Below are 15,586 nucleotides of genomic sequence, written 5' to 3' on the forward strand. Positions count from 1 at the left end.
CCGAGCGTTTCTGGACTAAGCATGAGAATACTGATCATTGGCCCCAGCTGGGTCGGCGACATGGTAATGGCGCAGACCTTGTTCCAGTGCCTGAAACAGCAGCACCCCGACTGCGTGATCGACGTGCTGGCGCCCGAGTGGAGCCGGCCGATCCTCGAACGCATGCCCGAGGTGCGCCAAGCGTTGAGCTTCCCGCTTGGCCACGGTGCGCTGGAACTGGCCACCCGACGTCGCATCGGCAAGTCCCTGGCCGGCCAGTACGACCAGGCAATTCTGCTGCCCAACTCGATGAAATCGGCGTTGGTGCCGTTCTTTGCCGGTATTCCCAAACGCACCGGTTGGCGCGGCGAGATGCGCTTCGGCCTGCTCAACGACGTGCGCAAGCTGGACAAGGCACGTTACCCGCTGATGATCGAGCGCTTCATGGCCCTGGCCTACGCGCCGGGCACCGAGCTGCCACAGCCTTACCCGCGCCCCAGCCTGCAGATCGAACCGCAGAGCCGTGACGCAGCCCTGGCCAAGTTCGGCCTGGCACTCGACCGCCCGGTGCTGGCGCTGTGCCCCGGTGCCGAGTTTGGCGAGGCCAAACGCTGGCCGGCCGAGCACTACGCCGCCGTGGCCGAGGCGATGATCCGCCAAGGCTGGCAGGTGTGGTTGTTCGGTTCGAAAAGCGATCACCCCGTCGGCGAGCAGATCCGCGACCGGCTGATCCCGGGCTTGCGCGAAGAATCCTACAACTTGGCCGGCGAAACCTCGCTGGCCGAGGCCATCGACCTGATGTCCTGCGCCGATTCCGTGGTGTCCAACGACTCCGGGCTGATGCACGTGGCGGCCGCGCTGAATCGCCCGCTGGTTGCCGTGTATGGTTCGACCTCGCCGGGCTTCACGCCGCCGCTGGCCGAACAGGTGGAAGTGGTGCGCACCGGCATCGAATGCAGCCCGTGCTTCGACCGCACCTGCCGCTTCGGCCACTACAACTGCCTGCGCTTGCTCGACCCGCAGCAAGTCATCGCCGCCTTGCACAGCCTGGGCGGTCCGAACCTGATCGATACCGTGGCCGAGGTCGACTAAGTGCGGGTACTGATCATCAAGACATCGTCGCTGGGGGATGTGATCCACACCCTGCCGGCGATCACCGATGCCGCCCACGCGATACCGGGCATTCGTTTCGACTGGGTGGTGGAAGAAGGCTTTGCCGAGATCCCCAGCTGGCACCCGGCGGTCGACCAGGTGATCCCGGTGGCGATCCGTCGCTGGCGCAAGAACATCTGGCAGACCCTCAAGAGCGGCGAGTGGAAGGCGTTCAAGCAGCGCGTTCGCGCGCGCAAGTACGACCTGGTGATCGATGCCCAGGGCCTGGTCAAGTCGGCCTGGCTGACCCGCTACGTCAAGGCACCGGTGGCCGGGTTGGACCGCTACTCGGCGCGCGAAGGCCTGGCCAGCCGTTTTTATGACCGGCGCCTGTCGGTCGCCACGGGCCAACACGCGGTCGAGCGTGTGCGCCAGCTGTTCGCCCTGGCCCTGGCCTACGACTTGCCGGAAGGCATCGGCAACTACGGCCTCGACCTCGATCGCCTGCAATTGCCGCCCGCCGCGCCCTACGTGGTGTTCCTGCACGGCACCACCTGGGCCACCAAGCATTGGCCCGAGGCTTACTGGCGCGAGCTGGCCGAGCGCATGGGCCGGCGCAAGCTGCAAGTGCGCCTGCCGTGGGGCAACCCGGCCGAGAAGGCACGCGCCGAACGTATCGCCCAGGGCTTGAATAACTGCCAGGTACTGCCCAAGTTGAACCTTGTCGGCGTTGCCCGCGTGCTGGCGGCGGCCAAGGCCTGCGTGGCGGTGGACACCGGCCTCGGCCATTTGGCTGCGGCGCTGGATGTGCCGACTATTTCACTGTTCGGCCCGACCAACCCGGGCCTGACCGGCGCCTATGGCCGCGCCCAGGTTCACCAGGCCAGCGATTTCCCCTGTGCGCCGTGCCTGCAGAAAAAGTGCACTTACAAGCCGAGCGCCGATGACCTGCGCCGGTTCGATCTCAAACGCGAGTGGCCGCTGTGCTTCACTCGCCTGAATCCCGAGCATGTGGCGAGCCGCTTGAGCGCGCTGCTGCTGGCTGAGGATGTTCGTTGATGCAACTGGCTTTCGTGCTTTACAAATATTTCCCCTTCGGCGGGCTGCAGCGCGATTTCATGCGCATTGCCCTGGAATGCCAGAAGCGGGGCCACCAGATCCGTGTGTACACGCTGATCTGGGAAGGTGACATTCCGCCTGGCTTCGAAGTGCTGGTGGCGCCGGTCAAGGCGCTGTTCAACCACCGCCGCAACGAGAAGCTCAGCGCCTGGATGGAAGCCGACCTGGCCAAGCGCCCGGTCGACCGCCTGATTGGCTTCAACAAGATGCCGGGGCTGGACGTGTACTACGCCGCCGACGGCTGCTTCGAGGACAAGGCCCAGACCCTGCGTGGCGGCCTCTATAAGCGCTGGGGCCGCTACCGGCACTTTGCCGAGTACGAGCGCGCGGTGTTCGCCAAAGACTCGAAAACCGAGGTGCTGATGATCTCGGAGGTGCAGCAGCCGCTGTTCGTCAAGCACTACGGCACCCCGGCTGAACGCTTCCACCTGCTGCCGCCGGGCATTTCCCAGGACCGTCGGGCGCCGGCCAACGCCGCCCAGATCCGCGCCGAGTTCCGCAAGGAATTCAACCTGGGCGACGATGACCTGCTGCTGGTGCAGATCGGTTCGGGCTTCAAGACCAAGGGCGTCGACCGCAGCCTCAAGGCTTTGGCCGCGCTGCCGTCGGCCTTGCGCAAGCGCACCCGGTTGATGGTCATCGGCCAGGACGACCCCAAGGTCTTCCAACTGCAGAGCGCCACCCTCGGCCTGGGCGACCAGGTGCAGTTCCTCAAGGGGCGTAGCGATATCCCACGCTTCCTGCTGGGCGCTGACCTGCTGATCCACCCGGCCTATAACGAAAACACCGGCACCGTGCTGCTCGAAGCGCTGGTGGCAGGCCTGCCGGTGCTGGTCTCCAAGGTATGTGGCTATGCCCATTACATCGCCGAAGCCGACAGCGGCCTGGTGCTGGATGAGCCGTTCGAGCAGGAACAGCTCAACGGCTACCTGCAACGCATGCTCGAAGACCCGCAGGCCCGTGCCGACTGGTCGCGCAACGGCCTGGCCTTTGCCGATACGGCCGACCTGTACAGCATGCCGCAGCATGCTGCTGATGTGATCCTGGGGCAGGAGACCGCATGAAGCTGATACTGGCCGAACCCTTCAAGCGCTTGTGGGCCGGGCGTGATGCCTTCGAGGCCGTGGAAGCGCTGCAAGGCGAGGTGTACCGCGAGCTGGAAGGGCGCCGCACGCTGCGCACCGTCGTTGAGGGCGAGGGGTTTTTCGTCAAGATTCACCGCGGCATCGGCTGGGGGGAGATCTTCAAGAACCTGTTCAGCGCCAAGCTGCCGGTGCTCGGTGCCGGCCAGGAATGGCGAGCCATCCAGCGCCTGCACGAGGTCGGCGTGCCGACCATGACCGCCGTCGCCTATGGCGAGCGCGGCAGCAACCCGGCCACTCAGCATTCGTTCATCGTGACCGAAGAACTGGCGCCGACCATCAGCCTGGAAGACTTCAGTATCGACTGGGTCAAGCAGCCGCCCGCGCCACGCCTCAAGCGTGCGCTGATCGCCGAAGTGGCGAAGATGACCGGCGGCATGCACCGCGCCGGGGTCAACCACCGCGACTGCTACATCTGCCACTTCCTGCTGCACACCGATCGCCCGGTGACGCCAGAAGACTTCAAACTGTCGGTCATCGACCTGCACCGTGCCCAGACCCGGGCGACAATCAGCCGCCGCTGGCGTGACAAAGACCTGGCCGCGCTGTACTTCTCGGCGCTGGACATCGGCCTGACCCGGCGCGACAAACTGCGCTTTTTGCGTGGCTACTTCCAGCGCCCGCTGCGCCAAGTGCTTGCCGACGAGGCCGCGCTGCTCGCCTGGCTGGAACGCAAGGCGCAGAAACTCTATGACCGCAAACAACGCTATGGGGATGCACTCTGATGGCGGGTTGGACACTGGCGCCAGGCTACGAACACCTGGCGGCGGATTTCGGCAGCCTTGACGCAGTCTTCGCCCTGCAGGGCGAACGCCTGACCCGCGACCCGCTCAGCGAGGTGGTGCGCATCGAGCGCGAGGGCGTCAATTACTACGTCAAGCGTTACACCGGGGCGGGCAAGCACATGCGCCGCTACCTCGGCCGGCCGCGCATCAAGGCCGAATGGCAAAACCTCAAGCAGTTCGCCAAGTGGGGCATTCCCACCGCCGAAGTGGCCGCCTGGGGCCTGGAGCGCAAGGGCCTGGCGTTTGGCCGCGGGGCGATGATCACCCGCGAGCTGCCGCGCACCGAAGACCTGTCGGCCTTGGCCGAGCGCAAAGACCCGCGCCTGGCAGACCCCGCCTGGGTCGACCACGTCAGCCGCCAGCTGGCGCGCCACACCCGGGTGATGCACGAGCACCGTTTTGCCCACAACGACTTGAAGTGGCGCAACCTGCTGGTCGACGACCAGGGCACGCTGTTCTTCATCGACTGCCCGACCGGCGACTTCTGGCGCGGCTTCATGTGGCGGCACCGGATGATCAAAGACCTGGCGTGCCTGGACAAGGTCGCCAAATACCACCTGTCGGCGACCCAGCGCCTGCGTTTCTACCTGCAATACCGTGGTCGCGACAGGCTCAACGCCCGCGACAAGCAGCGGATTCGCCAAGTGCTGAGCTTTTTCGAGGGAAGGGAATGACCGATTACCTGGCCAGCGCGGACCTCGCGCTGCTCAAACGCCACGGCTTGAACGATTTCGACGCGCTGTGGGCGCTGCAACTCGATGCCGTGGACGAGCCCAACACCGGGCGTGGGGGCTGGAGCAGCGTGTTCCGCCTGGAACTCGAAGGCAAGGGCTACTACCTCAAGCGCCAGAGCGACTACCTCACCCGTACCTTGCACCGGCCATTCGGCGAGCCAACCTTCGCCCGCGAATTCCGCAACATCAGCCGCTACCAGAAGCTGCACATTCCGGCCTTGCAAGCGGTGTTCTATGGCGAGCGCAAGCAGGCCGGCGAGCACCGGGCGATCCTCATGACCCGTGCCCTGGACGAGTGGGCCGACCTGGACAGCCTGCTGGCTCAGTGGCCGCAGTTGGGTGATGCCGAACGCAACGGCATCCTTGAGGCCTGCGGCCAGTTGGCGCGCACGCTGCACAGCGCTGGGCAGGTGCACGGCTGCTTCTACCCCAAGCACATCTTCCTGCGCCAACGCCGCGAAGGCTGGGATGCCCAACTGATCGACCTGGAAAAAACCCGGCCCCTGCTGTTCGGCATGCGTGACCGGCTCAAGGACCTGGAGCCCCTGTTGCGCCGTGCCCGGGCCTGGAGCGAGGCGGATGTGCGTCACCTGCTGGCAGCCTACCTGGTGCAGCCGGCGGACAGCACGCTGGTCGGCACCTGGCTGCAACGCCTGACGCAACGCCGTCGTGAAAAAGAGGCCCGCTGATGCGTTTGTCTGAACTGAAAGAGGCCGGGCGCGCCCCGGCGTTGCCCCTGAACGTGAGCCTGGCCGATGCCGCCGGCAGCGCCGAGCTGCAACTGCTGAGCCTGCTGCGTGTGCTACCCGGCCAGCGTTATGTGGGTGCTGGTGTCTGGCGTGGCACGCCGGTGCTGGCCAAGCTGCTGGTGGGCAGCAATGCTGCCCGGCACTTCCAGCGCGAGCTGCAAGGCGTCAAGTGGTTGGCCGAGCAGGGCCTGACCACGCCCAAACTGCTGGCCGATGGTTTGAAGGAAGGCGAGGGTGGCTGGCTGCTGTTCGCGTTTCTGGATGGCGCCGAAAGCCTGGCCGATGCCTGGGCCGCCGTGGAGCACCTGCCCGTACTGGCAGACGAGCAACACGCGGTGTTGGGTGAGGCGCTGACGGCGGTGGCGCAGATGCACGCCAAGGGCTTGTGGCAGGAAGACCTGCACCTGGACAACCTGCTGCGCCATGGCGGCAAGCTGTACCTGATCGACGGCGCGGGCATCAAGGCCGAGACCCCGGGCCAGCAGTTGTCGCGCCCGCGTGTGCTGGAAAACCTCGGCGTGTTCTTCGCCCAATTGCCCAAGCGCCTGGAGCCGTTCATCGAAGAGCTGTTGGTGCATTACCTGTTGGCCAATGCCGAGCACGCGCTGCCACTCGAAGCGCTGCAGAAGCAGGTGGACAAGGTGCGCAGCTGGCGCCAGAAGGACTACCTGGAAAAGGCCGGCCGCGAGTGCTCGCTGTTCAGCGTCAAGCGCAGCCTTTCGGGCCTGCGGGCGATTCGCCGCGCTGAGGTGCAGGCCATGCTGCCGGTGCTGGAGCATGCCGATGAGCTGATCGACAAGGGCCACTTGTACAAGACCGGTGGCGCCGCCAGTGTGGCCCGCATCGAGGTCGATGGCCGGCAACTGGTGCTCAAACGCTACAACATCAAGAACACCGCGCACTGGTTCAAGCGCTTCTGGCGCCCGAGCCGCGCCTGGCACTCGTGGATCGAAGGCCACCGCCTGGAATTTCTCGACATCGCCACGCCACGCCCTCTGGCAGTGCTAGAGGAGCGTGTCATGGGCCTGCGCAGCCGTGCCTACCTGGTCACCGATTATGTCGATGGCCCGGACCTGACCGCGTGCTTTGCGCCCTATGTGGAAAACGGCGAGGCACCTGAAGAGCAGCTCGACGCGCTGGTGAAGGTCATGCAGCAACTGATCCGCGAGCGCATCAGCCATGGCGACTTCAAGGGCCACAACCTGTTCTGGGACAACGGCCAGTGGTCGCTGATCGACCTCGATGCCATGTGCCAGCACGCCACCCAGCTCAGCTTCGCCCCGGCCTATGCCCGTGACCGGGCGCGGCTGCTGCGCAACTGGCCGCGTGACAGTGCCTTGCATCAGCGGCTGGACCGGTTGCTGCCGCGGTTGTCCGAATAAGCTGCTGGCAGCGCCAGCCAGTTGCTGCTGCGGCCGGTCTGGCGCACGCGGATGCGCCATTGCGCATCCTGCCAGCGCAGCACTGCCCACGCGGGCACGGTGCCGCGCAGCGTCTCAGGCAATAGCAGGTGGTAGTGAGCGGCGAGCAGATGGCGGCGCACAGGTAACTGGTGGCTGCCCAGTTGCAGGTACAGCGTGGTGTTGTCCTGAAGCAGCTGGGCATCGTCTTCGGTCGCGTTGCCGTGTAACGGGGTGGTCAGGCGGCAGTCCTCCAACAGTTGCTGGATATTCGGCAACCCGTCGTACCAGAGCACTGGGGAGTCGACCACCCAACTGCCATCCAGGCAGCGCTTGATCGGCAGCTTCAGGTAGGTGTTCGGCTGGTTCGGGTCGGTGGCGCGCCAGCGTGTGCCGTCGAAAGTGACATTGAAGTAGCGTCCCAGGTTATCCCTCACGTAGTACTGTGACAGGCCGGGGCTCGCCGACTGCTGTTCGTACACGGCCTCGTCGTGCAGCGCGTCGATGCGGTAGCGCAGCTTTGCAACGTCAGGGGTCGCCTCGTAATGCCGGGGCAGCGGCACCGGTGGGGGCTTGGGCAGGCCCCGCATAACCCGGCGCATCAGCCCGGAGCCTGCCATGTCGTTGAGCCCCGCCGTGGCGTGGCCGAGCGCTGCGACCGCATGATGGAGCGCACCGTTGTGGTCGGCTCGGTCAAGCGCTTCGAAACCGTCCCAGATGGAAATGCCCATGCGCCCGAACGCCAGTGCGGTCGAGCCCGCCTGCGGCAACACCAGGGTGAGGATATCCAGCACCAGCCTGAGCACATTGACCGAAAACTCCCCCAGCAGCTCTTGGTTGCTGCGGGTCACGGCATTGGCTTGGGCCATCAGGGTGTTGACCTCGGCGCGGTAGAGGGCGTCGTACAGGTTGCCGGTGATGGTCTGCAAACTGATATGCGAGCCCAGGCGGCCCTGTACCAGCAGTGCCTCCAGGCTTTTTCGGTTGCCCAGCGGCAAGCGTTGCAACACATAGTGGCGCAGCTGCGCATCGCTGCGCACGGCGCGGATCAGCGCCCGGGCGTTGTTGTATTCACGCCAGGGGCGGCGGTCCGGCGCGTCGGGGCTGTAGACCACGATGCGGTAAGAGTGCTCTGGCGAGACCAGTAGCACGACACCTTGCAGGGTTTGCCCCTGGATCAGCATCTGCCGGGCGATCACCTGCTGTTCGTTGCGGTGCGGCCGGTTGTGGCTGTCGGGTGAGTGAATGACGCAGTCGGCCCAACCATAACCCTGTTCGAGCGTGCTCGGCTGAAAATGCCCGGCATAACGCGCCTTGACCGCTTCGGCGTGCATGCGCGTGCGGCTCAGGTGCGCGTAGGCCTGCTGGCGCCAGCGGCCATGGGGCGATTCGAACAGTTGGGTGCGCAGGTAGGCTTGGTAGCCGCTACCAGCATTCAGGCGCCGCACGATTTGCTTGACCCGCAGTGGCGTCAGGGCTGGCAGCGGCTGGTCGGCGTCGAGGTGCACGCGGGCGGTCAGCCAGTAATCGACGTCGAACCAGGCGATATTGAGCAGGGCCAGTTCATCCAACCGGTAGCTTTGGTTGACCAGTTCAATCGTCCCGCCCGCGTGCGGGCGGCTGGCCACGGGGATGTAGGCGCTGGTGTCGAGCGGGTTGCTGACGGGGCCGACCTGGCGCGCCAGGGTCACGCTGATCGAGATCTGCTCCGGTGCGGTGTCGATGCCGGGGTCTTGCTGCAGAAACTCGCGCAGCCGCTGACGCACCCAGGCCAGCAGGGTGTGCCGTTGGTTGAACTGCTCCAACGTGAGGATGCCTGGCGCGGCTGCGGCCTTGATGGCCGCCACCTGCTCTTGCATGGCTTGCATGATGTGGGCAACGCCTTGCTGCGAGGTCGAGCGCAACCAGTCGGGCATGTGCTTTTCCAGCAACAGGCCATAGCGGGTGGCTACTGGACCTTGGCTGCCGAGCTCGCGGTGCAGGTTCAGTGCGTTGCCCAGTTGGGCGTCGAGGTGTTCGATACTGCGTTGCAGGCCCTGCGCCCAGGCGGCCTGCCAGGCGGCAGTCAGGCGCTTGCCATGGGCCTCGCGAATGGCCAGGGCCTGCGCCTCGGCGAGGTCCTCGCTGAACCAGTCGTAGCGCAGGCGTTCAGCCCGGTGGGCACGTTGGCGGTCTGCGCTCACCACTAGCAGTCGGGTCAGCGGTTCGCTCTGCACCGGGTCTTCGAGGCGTTCGCATAATTCCACGTGCAAGGCGGCCAGGCTGTCGAACGCTTCGATGCCATGCACGATGCTGCACAAAAGCACCCGCCCGACCGGTTCCTGTGCGTCGAGCAAGCGGCCTTCCGGGCCGTTCTCAGTGAGGATCAGCACGCCTGGCAAGTGGCTGCGCCAGTTGGGCGCCGAGCCCGACAGCAACGGGCGGTACAGCTGCGGGCGGCTGGCGGCGGGCAGGTGCTGGCGTTGCCAGGGCTGTGGGTATTCAAGGCAAGTGGTCAGCAACCGGGCGTGCTCCACAGACAAGGTCTGGTCGTGGCTGCGCAAGCGCATCTCGGTGAACAGTTGATCGCGGCGCAGGGTGGCCAGGCGTGCTTGCCGGCTCAGCCCTTTTTCGTCACGCGCTAGCCAATAGCTGGCCAGGTGCGCATGCAAGCTTTGGCGAAGCGTCGCGCAGAAGCGTTCGATGTGGGCGTTGAAGTCGCTTGGCAGGTTGAGCGGGCGGTCGTCGTGACGGGCTTGCGTATCGGCCGGTGGCTTGAAGGCGCCGCCGTCGAACAGGTGGTAGCCGACCAGGTCCAGCAGGCGGAAGCGCCCGAAGTACAAGGTCCGGGCGGTGATCGCTGGGTTGGGGAACAGGGTGCTCAGGGCTTGGTCGAGGCTGTGTTCCACACCCGGCAAGGGGGGCAGTAGTGCGTCGAGTTGGCTGTCCAGCGACTGGAGGCGCAGCAGCGGTGTCATGGCCTATCTCCTGGTGAAAGGGGACCATGCTGCACCGCGTTGGCCGGGCGGCTGCGTTAACCCATTACCTCAACGCCGCCAGAAGCCGCGCAGGGCCAAGTACGCTGGCAGGCCCAGGCCGACCCAGGACAAGCCGTCCCACGCGCCGTCGCCCAGCAGTGCAGCGAACAGGCCTAGGGCACCGAGCAGGGCGATGAGTGCCGGCCAGGCGAAAATCTTAGTGGTCGATCGCGACGCGTGGCTCATGCCTTGGCCTCCCGTGGTTTACGCTGCTTGCCCCACCACAGGTACAGGCCGCTGCCGAGCACGATGAGGGTCAGCACGTCGAGCACCGCCCAGAGGATCTGCATGGGGCGCCCGCCGTAGTCACCGAAGTGCAGCGGCTGCGACAGGCCCATGGCGTCCATGTACCAGGGCCGTTCGCCGACGGCGGTTACTTGCAGGGTCTGCGCATCGATCAGCACCGGGGTGAGCAGGTGCGAGGTCAGGTGCGTAGCGCCTTTCATGAACACGGCGTAGTGGTGCTCGCTGGAAAAACGCGTGCCGGGGAAGGCGATGAAATCCGGGCGCATGCCGGGCGCCGCGTGCTCAGCGATGGCCAACAGGCGGCTGGCCGGGGCGCGTTCGGTGAGCGGCGGGGCATCACGGTAGGGGGCGACCATGGCGGCCAGGCTGTCGTTGCGCCAGGCGGCGATGACCAGGTCGGAGAGTGCACTGATCACACCGGTGACGCCAACCGTGAGCGCCCAGGCCAGGGTCACCACGCCGATCAGGTTGTGCAGGTCGAGCCAACGCAGGCGGCGGGATTTGTCGTGGCGCACCGTGGCGAAATCCAGGCGGCGCATGAAGGGCGCGTAGAGCACGGTGCCAGAAACGATCGCCACGACGAACAGCACGCCCATGAACGCCAGTAGCAACTTGCCAGGCAGGCCGGCGAACAGGTCCACGTGCAGGCGCAGCATGACCATCATGAACCCGCCGTTCGCAGCCGGCATGGCGATGGCTTCGCCGGTGCGGGCATCGAGCATGAAGGTGTGCGATGAATTGGGCTCGGTGCCAGCGGTCGCGGCTGTGATTGCCACCACGCCGTTGCGTTCGTCCTCGTCGTAGCCGAAGTACTGCATCACCTCGCCAGGGCGGTGTTGTTCGGCCTTGAGCACCAGCTGCTGCAGGTCGAGGTGCGGGGTGCCGGCGGGCATCTCGCGCAGCGCCGGGGCATCGCCGAGCAGGTGTTCCAGCTCGTGGTGGAAGATCAGCGGCAGGCCGGTGAGGGCCAGCACCATCAGGAACAGGGTGCAGACCAGGCTGCTCCAGGTGTGGATGAAGGACCAGCGGCGGATGGTTGAGCTTTTCATTTCATTTTGTTTCTCGACGTCCAGAAAGACCAAAGCCGCCCCTTGAAGGACGGCTTGGTCGGCGCACGTGGGTCATCACCACTTGTAGGTGGCGCTGGCGACGACGCTGCGCTCATCGCCGTAGTAGCAGTAGTAACTGTCACAGGTGGAGAGGTAGTCCTTGTTGAACACGTTGTTCGCGTTGACCGCCACCGACGCGCCTTTGAGGCTGTTGTTCAGGCGGCCGAGGTCGTAGTGCACCGAGGCATCGAACACGGTGTAGGCATTGGCCTTGCCCAGGTAGGTGTTGGCCTGGTCGCCATAGGTATTGCCGGTGTAGCGCGCGCCACCGCCGATGCCGAAACCGTCAAGCACGCCGCTGTGCCAGGTGTAATCGGCCCACAGCGAGGCTTGCTGGTTGGGCATCAGTTGCAGGCGGTTGCCTTTGTAGTCGCCTTTTTGCACTTCGGACTTGGCCAAGGTGTAGGCAGCAGTCAGCTTGAGGTTTTCGCTGACGTCGGATACCGCTTCCAGCTCCAGGCCGCGCACTTTCACTTCGCCAGTCTGGCTGGTGACGCTCACGTTGCCGATGGTGTTGGTGACCGAGACGTTTTTCTGGGTCAGGTCATACACGGCTGCCGACAGCAACGTGTTGGAACCCGGCGGTTGGTATTTGATACCCAGCTCCCATTGCTTGCCTTCGGTCGGTTTGAACGACTCCGTGGCAGACACGGCGGCATTGCTGACCGGCTGGAACGACTCCGCATACGACAGGTACGGCACAAAGCCCGAGTCGAACACATAGCTGATCGCCGCGTTGCCGCTGAATTGCTTGTCACGTTGGGTGTTGGTGGCATCGCCCTGGTTGAGGTACTTGGTGCCGGTGTGCACCCAGTCTTCCCGGCCACCCAGGGTCAGGCGCCAGTTGTTCAGTGCCATCTGGTCCTGGACATACAGGCCCGTCTGACGGGTTTTCTGGTTGTAGTCATAGAACGCCGTGGAGCGATCCGGGCGAGTGATCGGCAGCCCGTAAACCGGGTTGTTGACGTTGCTGTTCGGTACGTTGAAGCCGTAGATCGACAGGTAGTTGGTGTTGACGCGCTGGTGGTCCAGGCCGATCAGCAGGGTGTGGGTAATGTCCCCGCTGGCGAAGTCAGCCTGGAAGTTGTTGTCCACGGCGAATTGGCTGATGTCTTCGTCGACGTTGGTGGACATGCGGCTGACGGTACCATCGTCTTGCACCGGGCCACCGGGCGCGTAGTAGCTGCCGGGGGTGATGGTTTGGAACGCCAGGTCCGACTTGGTGTAGCGCAGGTTTTGGCGGAACTGCCAGACATCGTTGATGCGATGCTCGAAGGCATAGCCCAGCGCGTAGTAGGTGCGGTCGTAGAACTCGTAGTCCGGATCGCCCAGGTTCTTGTGGTGGGAGATCTTGCCGAACGGCATGTCGATCTTGGTGCCCTGGATCGGCCGAAACTGGCTGGTGGCGCCAGTATCGTCGCGGGTGAACTGGGTCAGCAAGGTCAGCGAGGTGTCGTCGTCGATGTTCCAGGTCAGGCTCGGGGCGATGTTGTAGCGCTTGTCGTCGATATGGTCGATCTGGGTGCCGCCATCGCGGATCACGCCACTGACGCTGTACAGAAACTGGCCCTGGTCGTCGATTTTGCCGGTGCTGGCGAAGTTGATCTGGCGGTGGTTGTCGCTGCCGTACTGCAGTTCGATTTCGTGGGCGCTTTCAGCTTGTGGGCGTCGGCTGACCATGTCCAGCAGGCCGCCCGGTGGGGTTTGCCCGTAGATCGAGGAAGCCGGGCCGCGCAGCAGTGCGAGGCGGTCGAGGTTCCAGGTTTCGGCTTTCGGGTTGGCGTAGACGCCACGGGGCAGCGGCAGGCCATCGAGGAACTGGGTCGGCTCGAAGCCACGCACGCGCATCCAGTCATAGCGTGTGTCGCTGCCGAAGCTGGCAGACACGATGCCGGGCATGTAGCGCACGGCATCATCCAGGCTGTGCACGCCGCGGTCGGCCATTTGCTGGCGCGTGGCAACAGAGATGGAGCGGGGGACTTCGACCAGCGCGGTATCGGTCTTGGTGCCGGCGGCGGTGCGCTGGGCGAGGTAGCCCTCTACCGGGCCCCAGGCGCTTTCGCTGACGCTGTCGGCGTTCACGGTGGTTTCCGGCAGTGCCAGGGTGCCGTCCGGGACGGCCACCAGGCTGTAGCTGCCAACGCTGCTCTGCTGCAGCTGCAACCCAGTGCCGCGCAGGGCGGCCTGCAAGGCGCCGATGCCGTCGTACTGGCCGTTGACCGGGGCCGAGGTGCGGCCGCTGACCAGGGCCGGGTCGATGGCCAGGGCGATGCCTGATTGGCTGGCGATCTGGTTGAGGGTGCTGGCCAAGGGCGCGCTAGGCAGGTCGTAGGCGCGCTGGGCGGATTGCTCGGCGGCGAACAGGGCAGGACTGGCCAGCGGCGCGGCCAGGCCAATGGCCAGGGCCATCAGGCTGGGGCGCAGGATACGATCGACAGTACGGGGCATGCAGCGGCTCCTAGACGGATAAGTGCTAACTGCTTCCTTGCCGAGCGAGATTTCAAAAGTGACAGGGCTTGTCGAAAAAAAGTAAAAAGACTTCAAGAACCGGCGATGCCCGTTCAAACGCCATCCGCTGTAGGAGCAGCCTTGTGCTGCGAAGAGGCCAGTGAAAGCAGCGAAGATCCACTGTGTTGTCGCGGGCCTCTTCGCAGCGCAAGGCTGCTCCTACAGTGCATTCGCGCCAGAACAACAGATCACTATTTGGCCTTGACGGTCACCCACCACGGCGTATGCCGCTCGATCTGCACCGGCAGTGCCGGCTCCAGCGACGCCAGGGCTAGGTCGGTGTCGGTCAGCGGGAAGCTGCCGGTGACACGCAGGTCGGCAACTTCGTCAGCCACCCCGAGATGGCCGCTGCGGTAATGCCCGAGCGCGGCCAGCAAGTCAGCCAGGCGCACGTTGTCCACCACCAGCATGCCGCGGGTCCAGGCATCGGCGCCGACGGCGACTGTGCCGACCTGGCCAAGCCCGTTGGCATCCATGAGCACCTGCTGGCCTTCGCGCAACACCTGCTCGTCGCCACTGTTCAGCGGCATGGCCGCGACCGAGGCCTGCAGCACTTCCAGACGTGTGCCCTGTGCCTCACGGCGCACCAGGAAGCGTGTGCCAAGCGGGCGCAGGCGACCGTCGTCGGTGCGTACCAGCAACGGGCGTGGATCTTGGTGGCCAGTCTCGACCGAGATTTCGCCCTGGTGTAGCACGATCACCCGTTGCTCGCCTTCGTAGTCGATATCCACCGCGGTATGGGTGTTCAGGCTCAGCAGGGTGCCGTCTTCCAGGCGCAGGGTGCGCAGCTCGCCGGTGGCGGTGCGTTGGTCGGCCAGCCAATAGTTCGGTGACAGCGAGGGGGCGCCGACCCAGGCCAGCAGTGAGCCCAGCAGCAACATCCCGGCCAGGCCGCTGCCAACCTTGCCGATGCGCCGCCGCAGCCCGGCCCGCGACTGCAGCAGTGCCTGGCGCGCAGGCCCGGCAGCGGCGCTCACGCGCTGGTCGAGGCTGCCCAGTTGGCGCCAGGCGCGGGCATGCTCTTCGCTGGCGGCGTGCCAGCGCATGAACGCGTTGCGCTCATCAGGCGTGCCACTGCCTTCATCCAAGCTCAGCTTCCAGGCGATGGCCGCTTCCAGGACGCGGGACGATACCGGTGAGCCGTTCACGTCGGCTCCCCGTACAGGGCCACATAGCACTGGCGCAGGCCTTGGGCGATGTACTGGCGTACCCGCGAGACCGAAACGCCAAGGCGCTCGGCGATTTCGGCATGGCCCATGCCGTCCAGGCGGTTGTACAGGAAGGCCGCCCGCGCTTTGCTCGACAGCTTGCCCAGCAGGCGGTCGATGGCTTTGAGGTCTTCGAGAATCAGGTGTTGGGTTTCCGGGGAGGGGTGTTCGGCTTCGGGCAGCAGGGCGAGCTCGGCCAGGTAGGCCTGCTCCAGCGCGGTGCGGCGGAAATGGTCGAACATCAGCCCCTTGGCCACGGCGGCCAGAAAGGCGCGCGGCTCACGGGGCGTTTCCAGTCGATCACGGCCGAGCAGGCGCACAAAGGTGTCCTGGCTCAGGTCTTCGGCACGCTGACGGCAGGCCATGCTGCGTTGCAGCCAGGCGAGCAGCCAGCTGCGATGGTCGCGGTAAAGCGCACCGACCAGCTCGGCGTGTGGGCTGTGTGCAGAAGACAAGCAGCGTCCCCCCGGAACGAATGCATTAACTAACGATAATTAT

13 protein-coding genes are annotated in these 15,586 nt (G+C 65.3%); 7 read left to right on the forward strand and 6 right to left on the reverse strand.

Going from position 1 to position 15,586, the window contains the following annotated elements; all coding sequences use genetic code 11:
• Positions 1 to 21: 21 nt before the first annotated feature.
• From waaF to ACMCNM_RS02110, 7 genes are read left to right on the forward strand one after another with little or no spacing between them, the layout of a single operon-like run.
• Positions 22 to 1,071, forward strand: a complete 1,050-nt coding sequence (gene waaF, locus ACMCNM_RS02080) for a lipopolysaccharide heptosyltransferase II (protein ID WP_027594326.1) — start codon at positions 22 to 24, stop codon at positions 1,069 to 1,071.
• Entirely contained in the window at positions 1,072 to 2,130 is a 1,059-nt protein-coding gene (gene waaC, locus ACMCNM_RS02085) for a lipopolysaccharide heptosyltransferase I (protein WP_027594327.1), read from the forward strand. It begins immediately after the preceding gene.
• Positions 2,130 to 3,254: a glycosyltransferase family 4 protein gene (locus ACMCNM_RS02090; RefSeq protein WP_252826477.1), complete on the forward strand. Its 1,125-nt coding sequence runs from the start codon at positions 2,130 to 2,132 to the stop codon at positions 3,252 to 3,254. The genes waaC and ACMCNM_RS02090 overlap by 1 nt, the downstream gene beginning before the upstream one ends.
• On the forward strand, positions 3,251 to 4,057 hold the full coding sequence (gene rfaP / locus ACMCNM_RS02095) for a lipopolysaccharide core heptose(I) kinase RfaP (RefSeq protein ID WP_085274046.1): 807 nt from the start codon (positions 3,251 to 3,253) through the stop codon (positions 4,055 to 4,057). Before ACMCNM_RS02090 ends, rfaP begins: the two co-directional genes overlap by 4 nt.
• Positions 4,057 to 4,791: a lipopolysaccharide kinase InaA family protein gene (locus ACMCNM_RS02100; protein ID WP_412763861.1), complete on the forward strand. Its 735-nt coding sequence runs from the start codon at positions 4,057 to 4,059 to the stop codon at positions 4,789 to 4,791. The genes rfaP and ACMCNM_RS02100 overlap by 1 nt, the downstream gene beginning before the upstream one ends.
• Positions 4,788 to 5,540 (forward strand): lipopolysaccharide kinase InaA family protein, encoded by a 753-nt coding sequence (locus ACMCNM_RS02105; protein ID WP_085274048.1) that lies wholly within the window; start codon positions 4,788 to 4,790, stop codon positions 5,538 to 5,540. Before ACMCNM_RS02100 ends, ACMCNM_RS02105 begins: the two co-directional genes overlap by 4 nt.
• The gene (locus ACMCNM_RS02110) at positions 5,540 to 6,982 is read left to right on the forward strand and encodes a lipopolysaccharide kinase InaA family protein (protein ID WP_412763862.1); all 1,443 of its coding nucleotides are present in this window, start codon (positions 5,540 to 5,542) and stop codon (positions 6,980 to 6,982) included. Before ACMCNM_RS02105 ends, ACMCNM_RS02110 begins: the two co-directional genes overlap by 1 nt.
• Here ACMCNM_RS02110 and ACMCNM_RS02115 read toward each other — a convergent pair.
• From ACMCNM_RS02115 to ACMCNM_RS02140, 6 genes are all read right to left on the reverse strand, one after another.
• Complete coding sequence (locus ACMCNM_RS02115) at positions 6,943 to 9,957, reverse strand: dermonecrotic toxin domain-containing protein (RefSeq protein ID WP_412763863.1); 3,015 nt, start codon at positions 9,955 to 9,957, stop codon at positions 6,943 to 6,945. The genes ACMCNM_RS02110 and ACMCNM_RS02115 overlap by 40 nt on opposite strands.
• 69 nt (positions 9,958 to 10,026) lie before the next feature.
• The gene (locus ACMCNM_RS02120) at positions 10,027 to 10,203 is read right to left on the reverse strand and encodes a hypothetical protein (RefSeq protein ID WP_172960334.1); all 177 of its coding nucleotides are present in this window, start codon (positions 10,201 to 10,203) and stop codon (positions 10,027 to 10,029) included.
• A complete protein-coding gene (locus tag ACMCNM_RS02125; RefSeq protein ID WP_412763864.1) occupies positions 10,200 to 11,312 on the reverse strand; it encodes a PepSY-associated TM helix domain-containing protein in 1,113 nt (370 codons plus the stop codon). Before ACMCNM_RS02125 ends, ACMCNM_RS02120 begins: the two co-directional genes overlap by 4 nt.
• Positions 11,313 to 11,387: 75 nt before the next feature.
• Complete coding sequence (locus ACMCNM_RS02130; RefSeq protein WP_412763865.1) at positions 11,388 to 13,820, reverse strand: TonB-dependent siderophore receptor; 2,433 nt, start codon at positions 13,818 to 13,820, stop codon at positions 11,388 to 11,390.
• Positions 13,821 to 14,071: 251 nt separating this feature from the next.
• Positions 14,072 to 15,028, reverse strand: coding sequence for a FecR domain-containing protein (locus ACMCNM_RS02135; RefSeq protein ID WP_412763866.1), 957 nt, complete (start codon positions 15,026 to 15,028; stop codon positions 14,072 to 14,074).
• Positions 15,025 to 15,543 carry an RNA polymerase sigma factor gene (locus ACMCNM_RS02140; RefSeq protein WP_099428143.1) on the reverse strand — a complete coding sequence of 173 codons (519 nt, stop codon included), beginning with the start codon at positions 15,541 to 15,543 and terminating at the stop codon, positions 15,025 to 15,027. The genes ACMCNM_RS02135 and ACMCNM_RS02140 overlap by 4 nt, the downstream gene beginning before the upstream one ends.
• Positions 15,544 to 15,586: the final 43 nt, after the last annotated feature.

The sequence above is a fragment of the Pseudomonas sp. NGC7 genome (genome assembly GCF_047159675.1).
In the GTDB taxonomy this organism is placed as follows: Bacteria; Pseudomonadota; Gammaproteobacteria; order Pseudomonadales; family Pseudomonadaceae; genus Aquipseudomonas; species Aquipseudomonas kermanshahensis.